The 23,649-nt window shown below is 43.0% G+C and carries 20 protein-coding genes and 1 pseudogene; 6 read left to right on the forward strand and 15 right to left on the reverse strand.

The features are described from left to right. Positions 1 to 426: an ethanolamine utilization protein EutQ gene (locus tag IJE10_09635; GenBank protein MBQ2968366.1), complete on the forward strand. Its 426-nt coding sequence runs from the start codon at positions 1 to 3 to the stop codon at positions 424 to 426. A gap of 27 nt (positions 427 to 453) precedes the next feature. Here the strand turns inward: IJE10_09635 and IJE10_09640 are convergent, their stop codons facing one another. The 4 genes from IJE10_09640 to IJE10_09655 all read right to left on the reverse strand — a co-directional run bounded on the left by IJE10_09640 (position 454) and on the right by IJE10_09655 (position 3,713). Next, positions 454 to 1,080, reverse strand: a complete 627-nt coding sequence (locus IJE10_09640) for an S-layer homology domain-containing protein (GenBank protein MBQ2968367.1) — start codon at positions 1,078 to 1,080, stop codon at positions 454 to 456. A 12-nt stretch (positions 1,081 to 1,092) separates the two neighbouring features. Then, positions 1,093 to 2,493: a M56 family metallopeptidase gene (locus tag IJE10_09645; protein MBQ2968368.1), complete on the reverse strand. Its 1,401-nt coding sequence runs from the start codon at positions 2,491 to 2,493 to the stop codon at positions 1,093 to 1,095. Then, the gene (locus IJE10_09650; protein ID MBQ2968369.1) at positions 2,494 to 2,859 is read right to left on the reverse strand and encodes a BlaI/MecI/CopY family transcriptional regulator; all 366 of its coding nucleotides are present in this window, start codon (positions 2,857 to 2,859) and stop codon (positions 2,494 to 2,496) included. A 107-nt stretch (positions 2,860 to 2,966) separates the two neighbouring features. After that, the gene (locus tag IJE10_09655; protein ID MBQ2968370.1) at positions 2,967 to 3,713 is read right to left on the reverse strand and encodes a helix-turn-helix transcriptional regulator; all 747 of its coding nucleotides are present in this window, start codon (positions 3,711 to 3,713) and stop codon (positions 2,967 to 2,969) included. Positions 3,714 to 3,870: 157 nt separating this feature from the next. Between IJE10_09655 and IJE10_09660 the strand changes: the two genes are divergently transcribed. The 3 genes from IJE10_09660 to IJE10_09670 are packed head-to-tail and all read left to right on the forward strand — an operon-like array spanning position 3,871 to position 6,160. Then, positions 3,871 to 4,632, forward strand: a complete 762-nt coding sequence (locus IJE10_09660) for an SDR family oxidoreductase (GenBank protein MBQ2968371.1) — start codon at positions 3,871 to 3,873, stop codon at positions 4,630 to 4,632. A 7-nt stretch (positions 4,633 to 4,639) separates the two neighbouring features. After that, complete coding sequence (locus IJE10_09665; protein ID MBQ2968372.1) at positions 4,640 to 5,410, forward strand: type I 3-dehydroquinate dehydratase; 771 nt, start codon at positions 4,640 to 4,642, stop codon at positions 5,408 to 5,410. Positions 5,411 to 5,422: 12 nt separating this feature from the next. Then, positions 5,423 to 6,160, forward strand: a complete 738-nt coding sequence (locus IJE10_09670) for an SDR family oxidoreductase (protein ID MBQ2968373.1) — start codon at positions 5,423 to 5,425, stop codon at positions 6,158 to 6,160. Positions 6,161 to 6,199: 39 nt separating this feature from the next. On the opposite strand, the gene IJE10_09675 is transcribed toward IJE10_09670, so the two are convergent. Next, positions 6,200 to 7,060 (reverse strand): helix-turn-helix transcriptional regulator, encoded by an 861-nt coding sequence (locus IJE10_09675; GenBank protein ID MBQ2968374.1) that lies wholly within the window; start codon positions 7,058 to 7,060, stop codon positions 6,200 to 6,202. 72 nt (positions 7,061 to 7,132) lie between these two features. Here IJE10_09675 and IJE10_09680 point away from each other — a divergent pair, with 72 nt between their 5' ends. Then, complete coding sequence (locus IJE10_09680) at positions 7,133 to 9,457, forward strand: DUF4982 domain-containing protein (protein MBQ2968375.1); 2,325 nt, start codon at positions 7,133 to 7,135, stop codon at positions 9,455 to 9,457. Between the two features lie 32 nt (positions 9,458 to 9,489). On the opposite strand, the gene IJE10_09685 is transcribed toward IJE10_09680, so the two are convergent. Together IJE10_09685 and IJE10_09690 are read right to left on the reverse strand one after the other, a co-directional pair. After that, a complete protein-coding gene (locus tag IJE10_09685) occupies positions 9,490 to 10,557 on the reverse strand; it encodes a helix-turn-helix transcriptional regulator (protein ID MBQ2968376.1) in 1,068 nt (355 codons plus the stop codon). A 342-nt stretch (positions 10,558 to 10,899) separates the two neighbouring features. Next, positions 10,900 to 12,783, reverse strand: coding sequence for a DUF4965 domain-containing protein (locus IJE10_09690; protein MBQ2968377.1), 1,884 nt, complete (start codon positions 12,781 to 12,783; stop codon positions 10,900 to 10,902). 97 nt (positions 12,784 to 12,880) lie between these two features. Between IJE10_09690 and IJE10_09695 the strand changes: the two genes are divergently transcribed. Further along, complete coding sequence (locus tag IJE10_09695; GenBank protein MBQ2968378.1) at positions 12,881 to 13,687, forward strand: helix-turn-helix domain-containing protein; 807 nt, start codon at positions 12,881 to 12,883, stop codon at positions 13,685 to 13,687. Between the two features lie 8 nt (positions 13,688 to 13,695). On the opposite strand, the gene IJE10_09700 is transcribed toward IJE10_09695, so the two are convergent. The 8 genes and pseudogenes from IJE10_09700 to IJE10_09735 all read right to left on the reverse strand — a co-directional run bounded on the left by IJE10_09700 (position 13,696) and on the right by IJE10_09735 (position 23,612). Next, complete coding sequence (locus IJE10_09700; protein ID MBQ2968379.1) at positions 13,696 to 14,448, reverse strand: HAD-IIB family hydrolase; 753 nt, start codon at positions 14,446 to 14,448, stop codon at positions 13,696 to 13,698. A gap of 277 nt (positions 14,449 to 14,725) precedes the next feature. Then, positions 14,726 to 15,079: a 50S ribosomal protein L20 gene (gene rplT / locus IJE10_09705; GenBank protein ID MBQ2968380.1), complete on the reverse strand. Its 354-nt coding sequence runs from the start codon at positions 15,077 to 15,079 to the stop codon at positions 14,726 to 14,728. Between the two features lie 27 nt (positions 15,080 to 15,106). Next, on the reverse strand, positions 15,107 to 15,304 hold the full coding sequence (rpmI, locus tag IJE10_09710; protein ID MBQ2968381.1) for a 50S ribosomal protein L35: 198 nt from the start codon (positions 15,302 to 15,304) through the stop codon (positions 15,107 to 15,109). A 21-nt stretch (positions 15,305 to 15,325) separates the two neighbouring features. Next, entirely contained in the window at positions 15,326 to 15,823 is a 498-nt protein-coding gene (infC, locus tag IJE10_09715; GenBank protein MBQ2968382.1) for a translation initiation factor IF-3, read from the reverse strand. Positions 15,824 to 16,062: 239 nt separating this feature from the next. Further along, positions 16,063 to 18,021 carry a DUF4838 domain-containing protein gene (locus IJE10_09720; protein ID MBQ2968383.1) on the reverse strand — a complete coding sequence of 653 codons (1,959 nt, stop codon included), beginning with the start codon at positions 18,019 to 18,021 and terminating at the stop codon, positions 16,063 to 16,065. A 115-nt stretch (positions 18,022 to 18,136) separates the two neighbouring features. Further along, the gene (locus IJE10_09725) at positions 18,137 to 18,328 is read right to left on the reverse strand and encodes a hypothetical protein (GenBank protein ID MBQ2968384.1); all 192 of its coding nucleotides are present in this window, start codon (positions 18,326 to 18,328) and stop codon (positions 18,137 to 18,139) included. 106 nt (positions 18,329 to 18,434) lie between these two features. Next, positions 18,435 to 18,696, reverse strand: a pseudogene (locus tag IJE10_09730) (transposase). A gap of 161 nt (positions 18,697 to 18,857) precedes the next feature. After that, positions 18,858 to 23,612: a hypothetical protein gene (locus IJE10_09735; protein MBQ2968385.1), complete on the reverse strand. Its 4,755-nt coding sequence runs from the start codon at positions 23,610 to 23,612 to the stop codon at positions 18,858 to 18,860. Between the last annotated feature and the right edge of the window lie 37 nt (positions 23,613 to 23,649).

Consider the following 23,649-nt stretch of genomic DNA (forward strand, 5'->3'; position numbering starts at 1 on the left):
ATGGAAATTGACAAAAGTATTATCGAAGCCATTATAAAGCAGGTGCTTAACGAGCAACAAAGCAAAGAGAGCGTTCTCGCCTTTTCTCCCCTTTCAGAACACATCACTGAAGCCCATCGCTTAGATACGGGAAATCCGTCCCACAAAGTGTACACAAAGGATTTGCTCACCTTAGAACAAAGTCCGCATTTGGGCTTTGGCGTAATGGAAATGCATAAAACCACCTTTGACTGGACTTTAAACTATGCCGAAATCGACGTGGTTTTAGAAGGTACACTCTCCATCATCCAAAACGGATGCACCAAAACTGCAAAGCAAGGGGAAGCACTCTATATTCCAAAAGGCTCGACCATCCAATTCTCCGTCCCCGACCACGCAAAATTTCTCTACATCACCTATCCCGCCGACTGGCAAAATCAACCTTAAAAAAAGACCGCTTCCGCGGTCTTTTTCTTATTGGAATTGCATGCGCAATGTCTTATGCTCTGCACCGTTTCCGTCCAGTATCACATAAAGCTGAGAGCCGTCTGCTTCGGTTTTTTCCTCCATAATCGGAACATCCAAAGCATTGGCAAAAAGCTCTGCCGCATCCTGCCTTACCGCAGGCGTTTGGATTGCAAACTGCATGTCTTTTGTTAATCCGAACTGTGCCGCAGCCGCAGTAAAGCCTGCAGGATATCCGCCGCGCCCCATTGCCAGCGGTTCATACCCCAACAGACAAACCAACATTTTCACCAACTCTTCGTTGGTGATATTCGCTTCGGGATTGAAATTACCGTTCTCGTCGCCCACAATAATACCTGCCCGGCTTGCCGCACCGATATACCCGTATGCCCAATGCGAGGGTTGTACATCCGGGAACACATCCGTTTCAACCTGCTCCAGATTCCCCAGAACACAAAGCATTTTTGCCGCTTCTGCACGGGTAATGGTATCAGAAAGACGCAAATTCCCATCCGGATCCCCACACATAATACCGTAATTTTTCAAATCCGTTAAATCTGTTTCGGTCGGCTCTGCCTGCACTGCAATACATAAAAACAGCATCACCAAAACCAAAGCTAAACATAATTTTTTCATCATTTATCCTCCTTAATAAACCGTATACGTTCCCTCAACCATCCAGGTAGCATCGGTATATCCGTCTACCGCTACATCATATACCTTATCCGCTTCAAAGCCCGAGAACACATACTCCGTTCCTTCCTTTGCCACAACGCTCATGCCTTCCACCTCTGCACCGGTCTCGCTTTCATAAAAACGAATATGCACCAACTGCTCTGCGTTCAGTGAAAACTGCATGGCAATTTCTCCGCTTTCACTTGGCTGAATTTCTTCCATCACACTTTCACAGTTGTCTTTGTAGCTGAGTGTCGCTGTGCGTCCAACCGGCTCAGATACAATTTCATTTTCTTGCGGTAACGGATTAACAGCTTGAGTCGTTTCTGTCGGCAAAGCAATCGTCTCTTCTTCTGAAACCTGTGCCGATTCTGTTTCCGCCGGCTCCGGATAAGCAAGACTTTCTACCGACTCTTCTGTTTTGGCATTTGACACCTTGCTTTTTTTGTCTTGCTGTAAATTCTTTTCAATTTCCGGTATCTGTGTTTTGGCGGGCAATGCATTGGTACCCAGCACAACACATATTAACAGCACCGACACAACACCCGATGCCGTTAGAAACTTTCCCGCTCTTTGTTTTTTCAGCAAAGCCTGAACCCTCTTTTTAACAGAACAGCTTCCAAAGCATATAGGCGTTGCCTTTACAGAACGCTTTTTATCCGCTCCCGATACCAATGCCAGCAAATAGGATTTCGTTTCCCCATCCGAAAGTGAATCGGTTACACAGGCATCGCACACTTGCTCCATATCCGTTTCATACAGATAGTAAAAAATCCAGACCGCAGGGTTGAACCAATGCACCGAAAGTATAAAATACGCCAAAAGCTTAAACAGATAGTCTCTGCGCCGAATATGCATCTGCTCATGACGCAATATATGCGGAATAAACACCTCGTCCTCGCCATGCGGTATGTAGATTTTAGGTTTTATAACGCCTATCACAAAGGATATTGGCATTTCGGATACATAATACCCGTCTTTTTTCACAGCAAACCGTAGCTTTCTCTTTAAATTGAAATAGTCCCAAACACCTTTCCCCAGCATCAGGAGTACACCGCTTCCCCAAAGCAATGTCAACACATCCGCTTTTGCCGCTTTGTTTTCTGTTTCTGTTGCAAGTGCAATGCTCTTTTCTGTCGGTTGCATAACAAGCGTAATGGCAGCCTGTTTCTCAACCGCATTAAACAGGCTCAAAGGACTGTCCGCACTTACAGGACACAGCAAGCGAAATGCCACCACAAGCCAAAGCCAGATTAAAACAGTCCGCGGTATGCCTGCCTTTTGCAGAAGTGCTTTCAACAAAAGCATCAAAATCCCTACCACAGTACCGACTAAGGACATCCGGAACAATGCTTCAAATACACCGTTTACCATTTATTTGTCCCCCATTTTGCGGTCAATCAGCTTTCGGATTTCCTCTGCCTCTTCAGCGGTTAAGCTTCTGTCTCGCATAAAAGCGGCAACAAACGCAGGCAAAGACCCCTCAAAGGTGTTTTCCACCACAAAGGTGCTTTCAAAGGACTCTGCCTCTGCCCGCGGTATACAGGACGAAACCACACTGTTTTCGTTTTTCAGATATCCCTTTTCTGCCATTTTTTTAACCATTGTGTAGGTGGTAGACTTTTTCCAGCCCAGTGTTTCCAGACAGATTTTCACCAGATCCCCCGACTGCACCGGCTCGTTATCCCATACCACCGACATAAATTTAAAATCACTCACACAAAGCTTTGTTTGCTCCATTTTTACCTCCCCTTTTTGTTGGTCTATAGCTATAGATTGATTTTAGTCTATCACAATAGACCGATTTTGTCAACCCCAAAATAAAAAAATCCCCAAAAAAGGGATTTTTAAATATTGCGTATTCTGTTTTGTTTCATATATTCGGTAGGGGTCATTCCCGTTTTTTGCTTGAATGCACGGCAGAAGTGATACGGACTTGCAAATCCGCACTTTTGCGCTATGGCTGTGTTTTTGAGTGTGCCTTCACTTAAAAGCTGTTTGGCATGACTTAAACGCAAATCCAATATAAACTGCTTTGGAGTTACACCAAACTTTTTCACAAAAAGCTTTCTGAAATACACCTCGCTGATATAACACTTGCTTGCAAGCTCCCCATTGGAAAGCCCCGGATTCATAAAATTCTGTTCAATATACCGTATCGCAGGGGTCAGTATGCTGTTTTCACTTTGTCCGAACAGCTCGTGTAGCATCCGATAGAAAATATGCATAACCTCAAAGCTGTTTCCCTCTACCAATGACAATGCCCGTATTTTATCAAACTGGCGCAAAAACCATTCTTCATTCTGAATGGGAATCACCATAAATTCATCGGTAAATTCTTCGGTACAGGAAAAGTTAATAAGCTGAAAAACGCCTGTTTTGTTGCCGTATAAACTATAGCTCTGCCCTTTTGGCAGAATGACTGCAACGCCCTGCTCCTGTACATAATTTTTGCCGTTATGCGTATAAGTAATCTGTCCGCCCGTACAAAAGCTTAAGCCGTAACACTTACGGTTGACCATTTTGTCAACTCTTCCTTTTGCCGACGGAACAAGCATCGCCACCGGCATATCGCTCACAAAAATAGGTTTCATACTTTCACCTCAAGCCCATTATATCATTTCCTGCAAAAAAATCAATATTTTTCTTACAAAGAAGTATCGAAAATGTTAATTTTGTATCATATTTAGCATTGCTGTCCTAAAAAAACAGTTTTATAATGAAAGTATAAAATTTAAGGAGGGGTTTAAAATGGATTTTACAGGTAAAACAGCAATATCTACAGGTGCCGCTTCAGGCATGGGTTTACTTTTCGCACAAAACTTTGCTTCTTTAGGCGGCAACGTAGTGCTTTGCGATGTAAACACCGAGGTTTTAGAACAGGAAGTTGAAAAAATCAATCAGCAGGGCAAAGGCAAAGCTATTGGTTTGTATTGTGATGTGCGTGACTATCAGAATGTATGTCAGGCGCGTGACAAAGCGGTAGAGGCTTTTGGCTCTATTGATGTAATGGCAAACTTTGCAGGCGGTACTGCAGTGCGTATGCAAAAAGTAGACCGTACCCAATATCCTGAATTTCCCGATGTGCCCATTGACGTATACGACTGGGGCATTGATGTAAATTTAAAAGGACCTTTTTATTTTGCCCATGCGGTATTAAAACAGATGCGCACGCAAAAAAGCGGTCTGATTATTAACATCGGCTCAATCACAGGTCAGGAAGGTGACGGCTACGGTATGGACTACCCCACCTCCAAAGCAGGTCTTATGTTTGGTCTGACCAAATCCATCGCCCAATTCGGCGCAAAACATAACATCCGTTGTGTTTGCGTATCCCCCGGTCCCGTACTTACAAGAGCTGCCATGGCAAGTATGCCCACCCTTTTGGGCAGAGCGGCAGAACCACAGGAAATTATTGATTTGGTTTTGTTTATTGCGTCTGAAAAAGGACAATTTATCAACGGCGAAAACATTATGATTGACGGCGGCAGAAACGCGATGAAAAGAGGATAAAGAAAATATGAAAGCTACATTTTTAAATTATGAAAAACCGCTTCTTTGTGCTATGATACAGGCGACGACACCCGAGAAAGCCATTAAAAAAATAAAAGATTCATTGGCTGACGGTGCTGAAGCATTGGGCATTCAGCTTTGCAAGTTCAAAAAAGAATACCGCACCAAAGAAATTTTAAAAGAAATTTTTGATGCCTGCGAAGGCAAACCCATTTATGTAACAAGCTACCGCCACAGCGAAAGTGAAGGCTATACCGACGACGAGTGTGCCGCTCTTTTGCTCCTGGCAGTAGATGCAGGCGCTACCCTTTGTGATGTGATGGGCGACATGTATGCCCGGGACACCTACTACGAGCTTACCCGAAACGAAGAAGCTATCCAAAAGCAGAAAGCTTTGATTGACGAAATTCATAAGCGTGGCGGTGAAGTTTTAATGTCCAGCCACACCATGAAAAACATTTCTACGGGCGAGTGCGAAATGATTGCAAAGGCACATTATGAACGCGGTGCGGATATCAGTAAAATTGTAAACACCGCCAACACCAAATCGGAAATACCTCAATACATACAGGCAATCCAGAATATCATCACCCAAAACCCGGACAAAAAACTTTTGTTACTCGTATCGGGCGAAGGACAGATTATCCGCTATATCGGACCAAACTTTGGTGTTTGCATGTATCTTTGCGTTGCATATCACGGCGAACTGGATACACCGCAACAGCCTGTCCTTAAATCATTAAAGCAAATCCGCGATAACATCCGATTTGATATTTAAGGAGGAAATATTATGAGATTTACAGGAAAAACTGCACTTGTTACAGGTGCTGCAAAAGGTGTAGGCAGAGCGACTGCCACTAAATTTGCCAAGGAAGGTGCAAATGTTGTTATTTTAGACATAAATGCAGAAAATCTTTCTGCAACCGAAGCTGAAATTCGCGAAATCACCCCCAATGTTTTAAGCATTGTGTGTGATATCAGCGACGAAAAGGCAGTAAACGATGCTTTTTCAAAGGCAAAGGAAAAATTCGGCAATGTGGATATATTGGTAAATAATGCCGCCGTTTTCCGTCAGCACAAGCCTTTTCTCGAGCTTACCACAGAGGATTGGAAAACCTATTTTGATATCAATGTAATGGGCACTATGTTCTGCACCAAAGCCGCTCTTCCCGATATGCTGGAAAGACATTACGGCAGAATTATCAATGTTTCGTCTGTTGCAGGGGTATACGGTATTGCAAGTATGTCCCACTACTCTGCAACCAAAGGCGCGGTAAATTCCATGACACGCGCAATTGCCAAGGAGGTAACCGAGCAGGGTGTTCTGGTAAATGCCGTTTGCCCGGGCAGTATCAGTACCTCCGATGTAGCCGATATGGATTATACACAGCCCACCCCCCTTTCCTTTATGGGACGCACAGGCTCCGACAATGAAAACGCCAACCTCATCTGCTTTTTAGCAAGCGATGAAGCAAGCTACATTGCAGGACAATGCATCCAAATCGACGGTTGCCGCAAAAAACAATAAAAATAAAAATCCACCAATGGTGGATTTTTTATTTTTCCTTCATATTTTTTTGGGAGCCTTCCCTGTCTGTTTTTTGTAAAATCTGCTAAAATACAGGCTGTCCTCAAATCCAAGCACCTCTGCCACATCCGCCACACGCATGTGCGTATCTCTTAAAATATCGGTAGCCTTTTCCGCCAGGAGCTTTGCCTTGTATTGGTGCGGTGTAAAATGGGTTACCTGCTTGAATTTGCGGATAAAATGGTATTCGCTGAGTCCTGCAAGTAAAGCATATTCTTTGCACGTTTTGCCCTTAAAATTCTCGGACTTCATTTCACGGATAACGCGTAAAATGCCTGCATCCGTCGCATTCTGCCTTGCACAAAGCTTTGAGAGCATGGAAATTAAAAGTCCGCAAAGCACATCCTCGGCAGTGCCGTTTTCCTCCGCAACACAATCAAGCATCTTGTCAAATATGCCCTGCACCGTCGCCATATTTTCTATTCTGTACACCGTATCGGTCAGCTTAAACCGTTTCAGAAGCTCCCCGATTTCAGTTCCCGAAAAATGAATCCAGAAATTGTCTGTTTTCGGCGCTAAACGGTAGCATTGCACCTCCCCCGGTCGGTACAAAACCGCTTGGGCTTCTTTCAGCACCGTCTCTTTCCCGTCAAAGGTAAAGACACCCTCTCCCTTGGTAATGCAAAGAAGCTGATAATCAGCTCTCCCTTGCAGGCGTTCTACATCCACCGCCTGCCTGATATCCTCATAAAAGCCGAAATTGTTGATTTGCATATATCGGTCAGATTCTCTGTCGGTGCTTTGTGTTCCTTTCCAGAAATAGCAATTCATTCTGCTCACCTCAACGGAATCATACCATATTTTTTCAAAAAAGTCAATCAAAACCGCAATTTTGTCCATAAAACAGCAACTTTCATCCTTGCGCATTTCTTTCTGATTCTTTATAATAAAAACAAAGAAAGGATGATAAAAATGCGCGAAAAAATTCTTTTTAATGACGACTGGCTTTTTCATCTCGGAGACATTGCTTTACCGCTTCCGAAAGACAAGGGTCCGCTTTACATGCAATCCAAAACCGAAACCATGCTGTGGGGACCTGCTTCAAGGCACTATAATGGCAGGTTTGACAGCTATGACACCACCGTCGAAATGGAAACCGAGCCTTGGGATGCAGTAACGCTTCCCCACGACTATATTATCTCTCAAGCGCCCGACAAAAAACAAAACAACACATTGGGCTATTTCAAATACGAAAACGCCTGGTACAGAAAGAAATTTTTCTTAGGCGAGGAAGATAAAGAAAAGCGCCTTACCCTTTATTTCGAGGGTGTTGCCACCCATGCCACCGTATATGTAAACGGCTGTATTTTAAAGCGCAATTTCTGTGGCTACAACAGCTTCGAGGTGGACATTACCGATGTGGCAAAATTCGGTACAGAAAAAAATATCCTTGCCGTGTATGTGGAAACCAACCATCACGAGGGCTGGTGGTACGAGGGTGCAGGCATTTACCGCCATGTATGGCTCTGTAAAACCAACCCCGTTGCCATCGATTTATACGGCGTATTTGTTGCCCCTTATAAAAAAGAGGATGATTCCTGGGACATTCAGGTGGAAACCACCGTCCGAAACGACAGCTACCAAAACGTGATTGTACGGGCAGAAAGCACAGTACTTGACAAGGATGGCAACCCAATCGCTACCCTTTCGGGCAACACAGATATTCCGCTTCGGGAAAAGAGTGTTGCCAAATACAGCGCCAATGTTAAAAATCCCGTTCTCTGGGATGTGGACAACCCGTATCAGTACACTTTAAAGACAGACATTTATGTAAACGAAATCCTTACAGACAGTATACATACGCGCTTTGGCTTCCGTTATTTTGAAACGGATGCCGATAAAGGCTTTTTCCTAAACGGCAGACCCCTTAAAATCAAAGGCTTGTGCGCCCATCAGGATTTTGGACTTACCGGTAAGGCAGTTGCAGACAATGTGCACCGCTACAAGGCAAAGCTGATGAAAGAAATGGGTGCAAACGGCTTCCGCACAAGCCACTACCCCCATTCCGAAGCCTTTATGGATGCGCTGGATGACTTAGGCTTTATTGTGATGAACGAAGCCAGATGGTTCTCTTCTGCCGAGGACAGCTTGAACCAGTTAGAAATGCTCATTAAGCGGGACAGAAACCGTCCTTCGGTGTTTTTCTGGTCATTGGGCAACGAAGAACCGCACCACATTACCGAAGAAGGCAGACGCATCTGCAAAGCCATGATGGCACTTACCCGAAAATCAGACCCCACAAGACCGGTCATAACCGCCGTTTCCAATGACCCGGACATTGCAACGGTGTATGATGATTTGGATGTCATCGGCATCAACTATAACCTGGAAAAATACGATAAAATTCACAGCACCTATCCTCAAAAAGCCATTTTGTCCTCTGAATGCTGTGCCACCGGCACAACCAGAGGCTGGTATGACGAAAGCTCTCCCGAAAAGGGATATATTGATGCCTACGACAAGGACACCAACAACTGGTTCAGAGGCAGAGAAAACACCTGGAAATTCATTATGGAACGCCCCTGGGTTATGGGCGCTTATCAATGGACAGCCTTTGAGCATCGGGGCGAAACGGTATGGCCGCGCCTTTGCTCGCAATCGGGGGCAATTGATTTGTATCTGCAGAAAAAAGATGCGTTCTATCAGAATCAGTCCCATTGGCTGACCACCCCCATGGTACATCTCCTGCCCCATTGGAATTTTAAGGGCAGAGAGGGTGAGCCTATTAAAGTTTTTGCATACACCAACTGCGAGGAATTAGAGCTTTTCCTAAACGGCAAAAGCTTAGGGGTGCAAAAAATAGAGCCTTTCGGTCACGGCGAATGGATTGTAAACTATGTGCCGGGCAAAATAGAGGTTGTTGCAAAAAACAACGGCGAAACGGTTGCAAAGGACTGCAAAGAAACCACCTCTCAACCGGTTGCCTTAAAATTAAAGCTTGAAAACGAAGTCACTGCAAACGGCAGAGATGTTGCAATTATCAGCTGCTACTGTGTGGACAGCAACGGCCTCGAAGTGCCCACCGCCTGCCCCTTTGTGCGTTTCCACACAAATAGTGCAGGCAAAATCATCGGCACAGGCTCGGACATTTCGGATCACACACCCGTAACCGAAACCGACCGTAAGATGCGCGCAGGCAGAATCACGGTTGCCGTTGCAGTCGGCAAAGAGGGACCCTTAAAAGTCTACGCCACCTCCGAAAACCTGATTGATGCAGTCCTGACAATCAAATTTTAACAGTAGCCGAAGTTTTTCGCCGATAGATATGTTCATCTTGCCCACTTATTAAGCATTTCCATATATTTCGGATTTTCCCTCAACTTAGCAAACATAGGATGCGGCGAGCTTAAAAGGCGATTTAATATCCAACCAAGCAGATCATTCGTTTTATAAGTGGTTTCAATCAACTCGGCAAGAATTTCGTCCGTTTCAGCAAGTCCCATCATTCTTTTCATTGATATAAACTGCTTTTGTCTTATACGAATCACATCATCTACAGAAGCATTTTCCGTTGTAAGCATATCCGCCAAAACAGAATAGAGTGATTGTTCGGCAATGCAAAAAAACGCAATCTCTTTCTTCTGCTGCATTTTTGCAAAGGCTTCTGCTATGGATTCAAGACGTTCTGTCTTTTCTTCGACTGAAAGTGCAGGCTCAAAACGAATCATGCGTGCCAACTTTATAGACATTACATCCATAAGACTGTAGCAATTCTTTCTGTTCCAATAACGGTACTCCGAAGTATTCTTGCTAAAGAGCTGTTCTTTAACGATTGGAGCGTGCCACGCAGGGAGTTTGGATAAAAATTCAAGTGCTGCTTCGGTATTCCCTGACGCATGGAGAAGCTTTGCTTTCATATTGATTGCTTCAGCACGAAGGTCATCCTGGGTCGCACCTTTCAAGATGCAATCACAAAGCTGTGTCAATTCTTCTTTATTTTTCAGCAAGGCTTCACAATCGGTTGCAACGCATCCACCTGCTATATCCCACATGTACTTACTCATTATGCGATAGTCATGCGGATATTTCTTGCGAGCGTTGCAAATCAATTCTCTGCCTTCCAAGAATCTACCTTCTACGCACAAGCGCTGATATTCGGCGAGAATTTGCTTCACATCTGCGTTGGCTTTTGCTTCGTCATATCCCATCAGTTCATCAACCGTAACGCCAAATATCTCTGCCAACGGAAACAGCATTGTGATATCGGGATAAGTGTTTTGCGTCTCCCATTTGCTTACTGCCGCAGTTGAAATATTCAAAAGCACTGCAAGTTGTTCTTGTGTCAATCCTTTGGCAAGGCGTAAGCGTTTGATGTTCATTCCAATATTCAGTTTCATCATAATTCTCCTTATAAATAAAGTAACAGACCTATTTGTAAATATTATATCACAAATTATCCTGTTTACAAGCGAAGTATCGGCAACAAGAATTTAACCAACAGTTAATTATTTTAAGTGAATGAAAAAAATCATTGCAATCACGATGCTTTCAAGCTGTCGAAAAAGTCGTTTTACCGCAAGAAAAAACCAAAAACCTTCCTCTGACGAGGAAGGTGTCACGCGCAAGCGTGACGGAAGGAGAGAATATTAAACGGAGCGGAATCCATCGAGGATTCCGCTCCGTTACTTGCTTTTTCACACGCTGAGAGACTGTAAATTTATTACAATCTCTTTTGAATATCATAATAAAGGAATAAACAAGCCACCCACAACGGTTCTGCCCTGGAACGCCTGTTCATAGGCAGTTGAGGTGTAGTACCAGTCGGTCATGGGCACGCGGTTTGGCGTATCCTGCATCATACGCACCATCGCCTTGCACACCGCTTCAAAGTATTCCTTATCCTCAGAAATACAGGTAGACCACATCAGCCAGTCGATTTTGGTGTAATCGGCTCTGCAGTCAAGCGGTACACCATAAGGGTTCATTTTGGTCTTATAAAGCTCAATTTCCGCTTTTTTCACGTCCTCCGAGAACAGATTAAAGCCAAGCAGATTGTCCCATACTATGTTGTATTTTAAGCTCCAGCCGTCCGCATCGTCAAAGGTCAGACGGGTCGCGCCTGTTGCATTTTGGGCATCCTTTTCCCATTCCTTTGCGTATTTTTGCGCAACATCCAAGTATTTCTGTTCGCCCGACAGCATACCAAAGCACGCAATCCCTAAAATCGCTTTTAAGCTTAAGTTACAGTTATGGCTCAAATGACCTGCAAAATCGTCGGTACAAAGCTGATTTGCCGGGTCATAGCCAAATTCTACCAAATAATCTGCCCAGGTACGCATCAATTCTAAATTTTCTTCAAATAGCTTTTTGTCGCCACCGGAATATTTGTAAACCGCACCTAAGCAAAGGAGCATATTGCCCGACTCTTCCACAGGCATCTGGTATTTTTCCTGATTGCCACCGTACACCTGCCCATTGGCAAGGGGGTATTGTCCCACATCATGCGGTGCAAAGTTAAAGGTCCAGGCATCCGTCTTTGCGTAGCGGATAATGGGACGGAGCATACCCAGAACAAACTCGGGATTGTACTTTAAGAACAGCGGAATGGACGGATAGGTTACATCCAGCGTACCGATACAGCCATTGGAATCACATTCTTTGGAAAGGAACAAAATGTCCCCGTTTTCGTCTGCCACCATTTTGTGTCCTGCAATCGCCTGACGGTATGCAAAGCACAAAACCGTATTAAAATCCTCGCCTTTTGCAAGGGCTTCTGCCATAAGCTCTTCATCAAACGCATCACACTCTGCCTTGATGGCATCATACTCAGCTATTGCCTTTTCTAACATTTGCGCAAAGGTTGTGCCGTCTTTTGCAAAGTATTCCTTTAAGGGCTTGCCGAAATATTCAATGGGATACACTTCATCATACGCCACCGTCACAACTCCCGAAAGTTCTTTGCGGACAGTTGTTAAATAGGGCATATCGGAATAGGCGTTATACACCTGATTTAAGGGTGTAAAATTCAAAACTCCTGAGCTGTTTTCTATAATCAGGGGCTTTGCATTTGTGTCACAGACATGCACATAACCCCAGTCAATCATCACTCTGTCGCCCGACTGTGAAAGCGGATTCTGCACTGTATTTCCCATAGAAACCGAAACGGGCGTCTTTTTAAAGGACACATCCTGCTTGCGGTTATCCACGCAGGCTCTTGCGTTGATACCAAAGAAAAACTTCACCCAATTGTGCACATTCGTTTTGCGTTCTATTTCATAGCGGATGTAGCTTGCAGGGCGTGCCAGAATTTCGGGCTTGCGCAAAAGGAGCGGTGTGGTAAAGCAAAGCTTTAATTTCACATGCTCGTTTTCAAAGGTGTAGTAGGTGCTAAGAGGTGTAACTCTGCATTCGGTTTGTCTTAAAACGCGCTTAAAGGGCGTAAAATCACAGCTTGTTCCGCATGCATAAAAAGGCAAATCATCTAACATCACACCTGCTAAGATTGGGCACTCTTTAGAACTCCAATGCTTTGTAACGCCTGTTTCCAGGGTATCTGCACAGTCCCATACTGAAAAGAACGGGTCTACAGTAATAAGCGGTATTGCCGCTGCTTTGCGTTTCATATATATTCCTCCCAAATTATTTGACTTTCTTATATTATACTGCTATAATACAGGTATAACAATGCTAAAAACAGTTGAAAAAATGAGGAAAACAATTATGAAAGAAGAAATTTATTCTATTTTTCAAGGCTCGGAGAACCGTAAGCTGATTACCCTTGAAATCTGCGGTATTACCAATCCTGCCAAAAACTATTGGATTCGCCGTGAAAAATCCCGAACCTGCTGCATTGAGTATATCGAATCGGGTACAGGCACAGTGCATTTAGACGACAAAACCTTTCACCCGATAGGCGGAGACAGTTATATGCTCCAGCCTGAACGTGACCAGTACTATTACAGCGATAAAGCAGACCCCTGGAAAAAATATTTTATCAACATTCGAAACGGCATGTTGTTTTCTGGGATGCTTTCGGCATACGGCTTGGAAAAACATTCCCACTTTATAAATCTGAACATTAAAGCCGAGCTTTTGGAAATTATACACCTTGCCAAGCAGGAAAGCACCGACAACACCGAACAAATCATCGGCATTTTAAACCGCATTTTCTTTAAAATGCACGCCTCTCTGCAAAATGAAGCAAATGTACCTGATATTGCTGTGCAAATGAAAGACTTTTTAAACACAAAGCTACACAGTGCCTTTAAAATTGAGGCGTTATGTGCCTCATTTTCTCTCTCGGAATCCCGAACCATCCGCATTTTTAAAGAAGCCTTTGGCGTAACCCCTTATGCCTATGTTTTAAGCAAAAAAATGAGCCTTGCCAAGCAAATGCTTAAAGACACCAATCTACCCGTAAAAGAAATCGCAAAGCAGTTAAGCTTTGCGGATGAATACTATTTTTCCAACATCTTTAAATCAAAAGTCGGTATCTCCCCCACCGCATTCCGAAAAGCAAAAGACTAAGCTTACGCTTAGTCTTTTAAAAATTCCTCTAAATGATATATAATGTGTGCAATGGCATGCTGTTCCATGGGAACGGTCACAAAATCTGCAACCTCTTTAAGTTCAGGCATAGCATTCCCCACCGCAATACCGATGTCCGCATCAGAAAGCAGACTGAAATCGTTGCCGTAATCCCCTACGCCGATAACCGTTTTTGCCCCGGTCAACTGCTTCACAAACTGTACTGCTCTCCCTTTTCCTGCCGCAGAGCTATTAAGCTCCAGCGACACATTCCAGCTGTGTCCCATCTCAAATTCCGGGAATAAAGGCTCTAACGTTTTCTTTAATTGCTTTGCTTTATCTTCACTGTCTGCCACGAACACAATTTTTAAGAAAACGCCCTCTGCATAATCCGAAGGGTCAAAGCTCGTCACCGTCTCCCCGGTTGGGGTATGTACATACACACTTAAATCAGGGTATGCTTCTTTTGCCACGCGAAGTGCTTCTTTAAAGCTTTCGGTCATTTCGCCCTGCCACAAAATTTCGCCTGTTTTATGGTCTGCAATCTGTGTACCGTTTACCACAATAAGCGGTGCATTAAAGGGAATCAGCCGGCTGAAATGCTCCATAACATAGCGGTAAGCCCGACCTGTGGACAGGGTAAATAAACCGCCGTTTTCGGTAAAATAGCGGATTGCTTCTAAATTTTCTTTTGAAATGTCGGTACCGCGAGCCAATGTGCCGTCCACATCGCTGGCAATTAAAATTCCGTCATACTTCATTTATAACCCTCCGAAATCAAGGTTCCCGCAAGGGGATGGAAAAATGCGTACAGAATAAACGAATCGAATCCCGAACATCGTGAGGGGCAAGCCCGCAATTATATATAGATATATTGCGGGTGAGATTCGTTTATAGTTTAAGGGCATATATAAAAGAGAAATCTGCTTTTTTAAAAGCAGATTTCTTTCATTTCGTTTTCATTTAATGTTAATGCTAACTTTAAAAACTGCTTTTATCTCCATTAAACGATCGGTGCGTATTTTTACGCCCCGTCTATTAAAGAGCAGCTTTTGCTTTAGCTACGAGTTCTGTAAATGCAGCCGGATCGGAAACAGCAATATCAGCCAAAACCTTTCTGTTCAAGTTGATATCAGCCTTCTTCAAACCGTTCATCAGTACGGAGTAAGAAATGCCGTTCATTCTTGCAGCAGCGTTGATTCTGGTAATCCAGAGCTGTCTGAAGTTTCTCTTCTTCTGCTTTCTGCCGATGTATGCATATACCAAGGACTTCATTACCGCTTCGTTGGCAGTTCTGAATTGCTTGGATTTCGCACCTCTGTAACCCTTAGCGAGTTTTAATATTTTCTTATGTCTTTTTCTGGTTGTAACAGCACCTTTAATACGAGCCATCTATATTACCTCCTTCGTACTCTTAAATTATTTGAACGGAATAAGCTTCTTGATAACTGCAACGTTTGCAGGAGAAGCATAAGCTAATTTTCTTAAGTTTCTCTTTCTCTTGGTGGTCTTCTTGTTTAAGATGTGGCTTCTGTAAGCACAGCCTCTTTTAACCTTACCGTTTTTAGTAAAGCTGAATCTCTTTGCAGCAGCTCTGCGGGTTTTTAACTTTGGCATAGTAGTAATCTCCTTCCAATTTTAGTTTGTTTTCGGGGAAATAAACATAAACATATTTTTTCCCTCTAATTTAGGTTTTTTATCAATGATACCGATATCTTCTACGGCAGCAGCGAACTTGTTGAGCATTTCCTCGCCGGCTGCAGCATAAGCCACTTCACGACCACGGAAACGAATGGTAACCTTGACCTTATCCTTCTTTTCCAAGAATTTCTTGGCTTGATTTACTTTTGTATTCAAGTCATGCAAGTCGGTTGACGGAGAAAGACGAATTTCCTTAATGCTTACCACATTCTGGTTTTTCTTTGCTTCCTTTTCCTTCTTTGCAGCTTCGAAACGGAATTTACCGTAGTCCATAATCTTGCATACGGGCGGTTTTGCATTGGGCGCAATCTTAACCAAATCCAGGTTTTCACGGATTGCCATATCCAAAGCCTCACGACCGGACATGATACCCAGCTGTTCGCCGGTGTTGCTGATGACACGAACTTCCTTATCACGAATCTGCTCGTTCAACATATGTTCCTGTTTGCCGCTAATAACGATACACCTCCAAAAAATTTTAGGACAAATTTGTCCGATATACAAAAAAAGAGAACACGCCAATAAAGCAGTCCTCTTTCATTGAATCAAGAAAAACGATTGACCCCTTCATACGTGAACTTGGGGTGAGAAGTCACCTTCTGCTTTATTGCTTAAATAGTATAACACATAAATTTTTACTTGTCAACACTTTTTTTATTTTTCTTGCTTTTTATTTAAAAATCATTATATTTTATGGTTTCGGGAAGCCCGAGCTTTCTCCGCATACGGACAACCGTTATCCGCACAATTCTGTAGTTGAGCAGGAAAACATCAAAATGACGTCCCAAAAATTCCTCATTCTCAAACAGCCATTTCATCAGGCTTTCCCCTATCTCGTATGCCGCTTCAACATCTTTTTTCGAAAGCGCAAGAAAATAGTCCGCATACCGCTTGCAGTACTCCCCGTGATATTTAAGATAGCTCCAGGAAAGCTTGTGGCAGGGATTTTCAATATCCATATTCTGCGCAATAGTGCTTGCAAAGGAATCAACAAAAGCCGGAATTTCCGAAAGTTTTTCCTGAACAGCAAGGTTTCCGATAAAGCCTTGAACCATTTCCGCAACGGCTTCAGAATCTGTATCCTGAATAACCACATCCTCGCTCACTCTTAAATTGCAGGGACAGAACAAGTCTGTAATTTTTTCAAGATAGTCTCTTGCTTTGCTCCAGTCTTTTCCGTAGGTGCCTTTAAAATAATCGTCTGCGTATTTTTCAAACTCAAAGGATGTATCAAAGGAAAAATCGCCCATTACCGCGCCAAGAAGCGAATGCGGGAAACCGTAGCGCATGGTCTGACAATCCATCATCCCCATGCAATTAAACTCGGCATAGCGTTTTAAATCATCTGCCGTTCGACGTGATACCTGAAAATAACCCGGATCATAAAAATGATCAGCATACATATTATATGACATTGGAATAAAAGGCTTATCCAGATGCGGTTTCCAGGCTTCCACATAATCCAATGAAGTTTCTGCCTCGCCTCTAAACGGATTATAGTCGTTTAATACGTATTCAGGAATTTTTCTTATCTTTTTTTCGGGAAGAGGCAAGCTGTAATCTCTTGTAAGTGCCGCACACAAAATAAATCTGTCGGGATTTTTGATTTTCTCCTGAACAGGCGGCCATAAAAGGTCTACATAAAGCGGAAAAAGCACTTTAACATCTATTCCGTTTTCGGTTAAAGCCTCGTCCAGCTCGTTTAAAATCCGGATAAAATGATCGGTAGGGATCATCTTTCTGCATTCGTCACACTCACAGTGATTGTTGGCACCATCTGCATAGTATACGTGCAAAATGTCGGTCAGCGGTCGTTCCTTCATGTATTGCACGAGATAGTCAACAAGCATTTTACGAACCTTCGGATTGGAATAACAAAGCTGTGTATAGTTTATTGAACCACCGTTAACCTCACGTTTTCCGTTAACCATTGCAATATAAGGCTTTACCTCGTCGGGGACAGTGTCTACATGGTCATAATAACGGATACCGAAAGGCTCAAAGAAAAATCCATGTCCCAAATTATGTAAGAGAAGTCCGCGTTTTTTGATTGCTCTTTCTATCTCATACGTAAATTCTTCCATCTGTTCATGAGAAATATTTTCTTTTTCCTTTAAGCGATTAAAATAGTGATGATACCATCTTTTATAAAATACATAGGGGTGAACAAACTGTATAAAGAAAGAATTGTAACCAAGCTTTGCCATCCACTCAACAGAATCGAGTGTGTGTTCAAGCGAGCTTGCCCCCTCAAACATTTGACCGCGGAATTTCATGTCCGCAAGCTTTCTTTTTACAAAGCTGTGATTTGAAATGTCATATTCGGGAACAAAATCGCCGTCTTTTCCGGGACGCACCCATTCACAGCCTGCGGATTTAAAGAATGCATACACACCGAAGAGAATACTTCTTGCGTTGCTGCCTGCAATGTATCCTTTTCCCTTTTCGATTCTGATGTCATATAAATCATCGCTCCACGCATCTTCGATTCCGTCCTCCGACAAACCGAAATCAGAAAGCAAACCAAGAGAAATTTCCAAATCCGCATTTTTGTCCATCATACGCGCATACTTTAAAAACTCTTCTTTTGCATACAAAGTTGTTTCATTTTCAAAAATAACATTTACGACCATTTTCATCACCTCAAAGCAAGTATATCACACAAAAAAAGGTTTGTCTTTAGCAAATCGTTCGCATTTTGTATCATTTTGTTCGCAAAACGTATCGTTTTGCTCGCAACGCCCCTTTTCAGCACCCTGTTTGAATTTTTTCTGCCGTTTCCAGTAAAATACGGCGCACTTCCAGAAAATGCTTTTCGTCTGCATTAAAATCTCTGTAGCCTTCCGCCACACGCTTTGAAAGTGCCAATGCCTTTTCCTTGTTTGTCTTTTCAATGTCAAAGAAAACTGTTCTCCCACCCAATACAGCATAAAAAAACAATAAAAATCCACCGGCATAGCCGGTGGTATTTCATTTCAGGGCTACGCCCTACCCGATACTGGCTGCGCACAAGTGCGCTTTTACCCATCTGCCAGCCATGCATCTCTTACTTACCACCCATAAATGGGTCACGTGGGTCAAAAAAACTTAATTGGTCTGTCTCTTCATCCCTTTTTAGCTGTTCTGCTATATATGTTTTTATCGCTTTTGTGTTTTTGCCCACGGTATCTACGTAATATCTCTCGTATTTCTAACCTTTTTTCTTCATAGAAAACCTTTCGTCTATATTTTGGTGCAAACACTATGTGATACTTGCAATTCCATTTCGTATGTGCTAAACTATTTGTGTCTATGTTTTCTTTTTTCATGGATAAATCCTCCTTTATGTTTTGAATTCGACTGGCAGGTCTTCTTCATTATAACATATTGGAGGATTTTTGTTTATCGATTAACCTCTTTTGAACCACGCGACTATCGCGTGGTTTTCGTTGCACAAGAAATAAAACCCACATATTTGTGGGTTTTATTTTTAATTTATAGGTTGTACCAAAATGTCCCATCTGTGGGCGCCGTCCTCGGCAGTACTGCTGTAGCGGTTATTATTGATACCTGCAAAAGCAGTAATAATAGTGCACATTCCATTACCTCTGTCCTCGTAACCGATAATCACAGAGTTGTAATCCTGCTCACTCTCTTTATCAATCAGTTTACCGTTTACAGGCAACCCAATCACCTTTTCAGCGGTTGGCTCAAAGGGAAAATCCGATTTACTTACTACAAATCGGAAACCGTTATTATCGCCACCCTGTACGGTGTATTTAAGTTTAAAAGGTTCAAAGGCCAATTTTTTCGCCACATCACTTACCACAAGACCGGGCACAGAAATCGAAACCGCAGGTTTCTTGTAAACAATCCCTTCTTGTTTGGATTTGGCATTTGTCATTAATGTGCCGCCGCCGTAATCCGATACATTACCGTTTACATCCGTCACCGAAAGGGTGTATGTAAATACCGCATCCGCGTCATCCACCTGCACAACAAATTCAAAAGGATATACCGTTTCCGTTACCGTTTTGGTCTGTCCGTCTACAGTATAGGTCATACTTAATTCTTTTGTTGTAGCGGGCAAATCTGCAATATAAATGTATGCAAAATAATTTTCGGGTGTCATTTGCAACACATACCCTTTACCGTTTGTGTGATGGCTCATTGTCGCACCGATTTCGGCTGACATTTCACCATACTGCATTTTGGAAAAGGCAGGTGCATAAATTCCATCTGTTTTCAACACAACACCAACCAAAGATTTTGCAGGAATATTTAACGAAAATACACCGTTTTGCACATCAACCGTGCCGATTTTTCCGTTTTTATCATAAAGCTCCGCCACACCGTTGAAAATCGGTACTTTCTCGCCTAAAGTAAGCGTTGTATCTATTGCCTCGCCCGATTCATTCATAAGCGCAATACCTAAAACACCGTCTTTTTTGGCGGCAATATAGTCAATCTGAATATTGTCGGGATTTACAATACCTTCATCTAACCAGAGCCACATCTCTTTTTCGCTAAAGAATGTGCCCGCTGCATGACCGTACTGATTGGAATTAAAATACGCATATCCTTGTTGACGCAATGACGGAAAAGATATTTTCATATCCGACCACGCCATACTCTGCCCAATCAGAAAATCCTCAAGCATCGCCAGATACGGAGGCAGATGGTGCCAGTAAATACCTGTGTAATCGGGACCGACTCTCGGATAATCCTGCTCTAACTGATAGGTCATTCCGTTATCACGGTAATAGCCGTCATAGCTTCTGAATCTGCCGATGATTGCATTTCGTGCCGCCGTTGCAAAATAATCATCCCCTGTATATGCCGAAAGCTTCATAAAATCACCTGCAAAGCATTGCATAATGATATTTGCACTATCGGTAAAAGTTGATGCCTGCTCAACACCAAGTCCTACACGTGAAGGAATCCACCCTGCAACGTTCTGCTTGAATTTGGTGATATTTTCCAAACCTGCCGTGGTGTCCTTTAAATTTTCTGTTCTGCCGATTCGGAATTGTTTATCCCCAGCCCACCAGAAAATAGAAGATGTTTCTTCTGCATAATGCAGATGATTCAATACATTTTCTCCGTTGGTTTCCACAAGGTTGGTTTTCTTTTCGCCATCCACCCCGGGCACCCACAAACCGGTTGACATCCAACGAGCGGTTTCTGCCGCCGCATCCAAATATTTTTTATCGCCCGTTACCTCATAAATATCAATCAAAGACGCAAGACTCGGATAATAGGAAATGTAAATAAACGAACCGAAAAGGGGTTGTTCCGTACTGTCTGCATAAACAATTTCCTCAAGATATGCATCCGCTTTTTGGATTGCGCTATCCAGATATTTTTTATCGCCTGTATATTTGTATAAATTTATATCGTTTGAAAAAGATGCCACAGAGCCGTAACCGTTTTTAATTTCCTGTTCACCTTTTTCTGTCGCATACTGCAAAAGATACGGCACAGAGCCTTGTGTCATTTCATACATTCCGCCCCAAACATTAGCATTAAACGACTCTATCGGCTCACCGATTTTATTGGGTTCTTTTAACTTTTCCCAATAAGACGCACCGCCCGTTTCGCCCACACGATTAAAGTGTAATGTGCCTCTGGTTAATGCGTTGGCAAGGGTCGGAATGGCACGTCTTACAAGCACATCTTCATTTTCGGTCAACAAATACATTTGCATCGCCTGCATGGAGTTGGCCGTTGAAGTTATGTTCATACCCTCCATATTGTAATGCGCCATATCCTTTTTATCCCAACCGCCGTAAACATCATCCATCATCAGTTCACGCGTGTTGTAAATAACCTGATTTAAAGAATATTTGTAATTTTCTCTGTAATCGGTCACATCAAAAAGGTTTTGAGAAATATCTCTGTATGTATCAAACCAATCACCCACTTGGCTTACCACACGGTATTCCAGTTTAAAAGTTTCGCCTACCGTCATTTTGGACGCATCTGTACCCATAACAGGTGCAAACACATTACCCTGACACAGATTCTCTTTGCTTTTCACCGCAATACCAAACAAATTGTTATCGGGATACACCCATCTTTGCGGGATAGCCGAAGGCTCAACTGCAATGCCTTTGGTAACAGGCAACGCACTATATTCATTGTTTTCGGGCAAAGTATAAGTACCCATAGGCGTAAACAAATACTGTTCACTGATCAACTGTTGTCTTTCGGGAATACGTTTATACTGCACTCTGAAGGGTGCAAGTACATATTTCACTTCTTCTGAAGAAAAGGCTTTACCTTCCCAAGCCGCAACCGAATAAAAACCATCCTTATGGAACATTGTGTCCACCGCAACATACGGCATTGTGTTGTCATCCAACGTCCATGTTGCGGTCATATTTCCCACTTCGTTTTGCGGAAAATACAAAGTGATTTTATTACCGTCTGCAATATAATCGTCCGGCACAAACCAGGTACCAAGTCCTGCATCAAAGGGATTTTCGGTTAATCCGCCCAGTTTCTTTCCGTCCGATGTGTATTCGGTTTCCATACTGAAATATTCCTGCACGCTATCCACAATCGCGTTATCGGCACGCATAACCAAATAACCTAAATTTTCACTTCTGTCCTTGGTTTTTATCCACGCACCGTTATGTTTGGAATAAATTTCATTTTGCACAACCTGACCTTTTGAGGTGGGCACTTTATAAAATACAACTTTGGTTGTTTCGTTTTCTATTGCAAAACTTTCGGTCGGCTGATTTTGTTCAGTTGCATAGTACGGAAAAGCAGGTGTGTTTTCCACACCGTCCGAACAAGGATATACTGTCGAAATTAAGCTTTCATACTGTTCAGACGGAACATACTTTTCATCCTTGGTAAGCAAAACACCATCAAAACGTGCATAAAAACCCGAAGTATCGTGTACATACAACGTATTTACACCACTATCCAATGTAACGGTATCGCCTTTTGCCCAATAATAGCCGGTTTTACCGTGTGTACCGAATTTGTGCGGTAAAATTTCGCCATCATTAAAGGAAAGCTGAAAATAACGGTCGCCCTGCTGATTGGATGCGTAATCTTTTGAACGGCACCACACATAATATGTACCGCCTTCTTTGATTTCAAATTCGGCAACGGCAGGCTTTGCAGAAGTGGAATCCGCATCCTCAACCGTAGCACCGATACCCGAGGGCGTAAGACCTTTCAGCGCCTGCTTATTAAATGCACCGTCGGCATTTTCTTCAAATACCCAACTGCCCGCCTCACGAAAAGAAGATGGTGTGAACAAAACGGTTTCTTCGGGCACTTGTGCTAAAATGAGCACCGTTTGGCTCTCGTCCAACCATTTAACCTTTGCACCAAGTGCTTCGGACACAAAGCGAAGCGGTACCATTGTTCTGCCGTTTACCAGCGTTGCAGGTTGGTCCAACACCACTGTTTTGTCCGCAACTTTTACCGCTTTCTGATTGATAGGAAGTTCAATTTTAACACCATTTCTCTGCCCGATTGCCGTCTGTGTTTCATCTTCCCACGACACGGAACATCCAAGGGCTTCAAATATCGCACGGAAAGGCACCATAGTGCGGTCGTTTATCAGCATAGGGTCAACATCAAAGGAAAGCCACGCACCGTTCAATTTTACCGCAATTTCTTTATCGGGACGTCCGTCTGTATCATCAGAAGTTGCTTTGAAATTTTCAGGTTTGTATTGCAACTTTGTAAGCTCTGCAACCGTTTCTTTATCGGCATTTGGTGCAAAGTTTAAATCATTGGTCAAAACAAGCACTGCATTTCTTGCGTGATTGCCCACACAGTCAATTACATTGATTTCAATTTCACCCGAAAAAAGCAAAAGTGCTTCACTTTCCTGCCAACAAAAACCATTGTTACCGTGGTTGCCTGTTTTGATGCGAACATCTCCAACCGTTACATCAAAAGAACGGGTACCGGGCGCAGATGTGTTGTCTTTGGACAACGCATAAAGCTTATACACCCCTTCTTGCGGAATATTAACCACAATTTTTGCAGGCTTATCCTCACTCAGTTTACCGCCCGTGCCGCCAATCATAAAAGGAATTCCCGTTGCAGAATCCGTTTCTGTTGTCCATATACCGTTATCGGTATATTGTCCGGGTGCAAGCAAAATATATGTAAATCCGTCTTTTGTGTCTGTTTTGGGCGCAGTTTCCGCCATAACGGACAACTGGGTAAAAAACATGCACAAAAGCAAAAAATATGCAATCCATTTTTTCAAAATTCATCTCTCCCTATACATCGCTTTATTACAGTAT

The sequence above is a fragment of the Clostridia bacterium genome (assembly GCA_017410375.1).
Classification (GTDB): domain Bacteria; phylum Bacillota; class Clostridia; order RGIG6154; family RGIG6154; genus RGIG6154.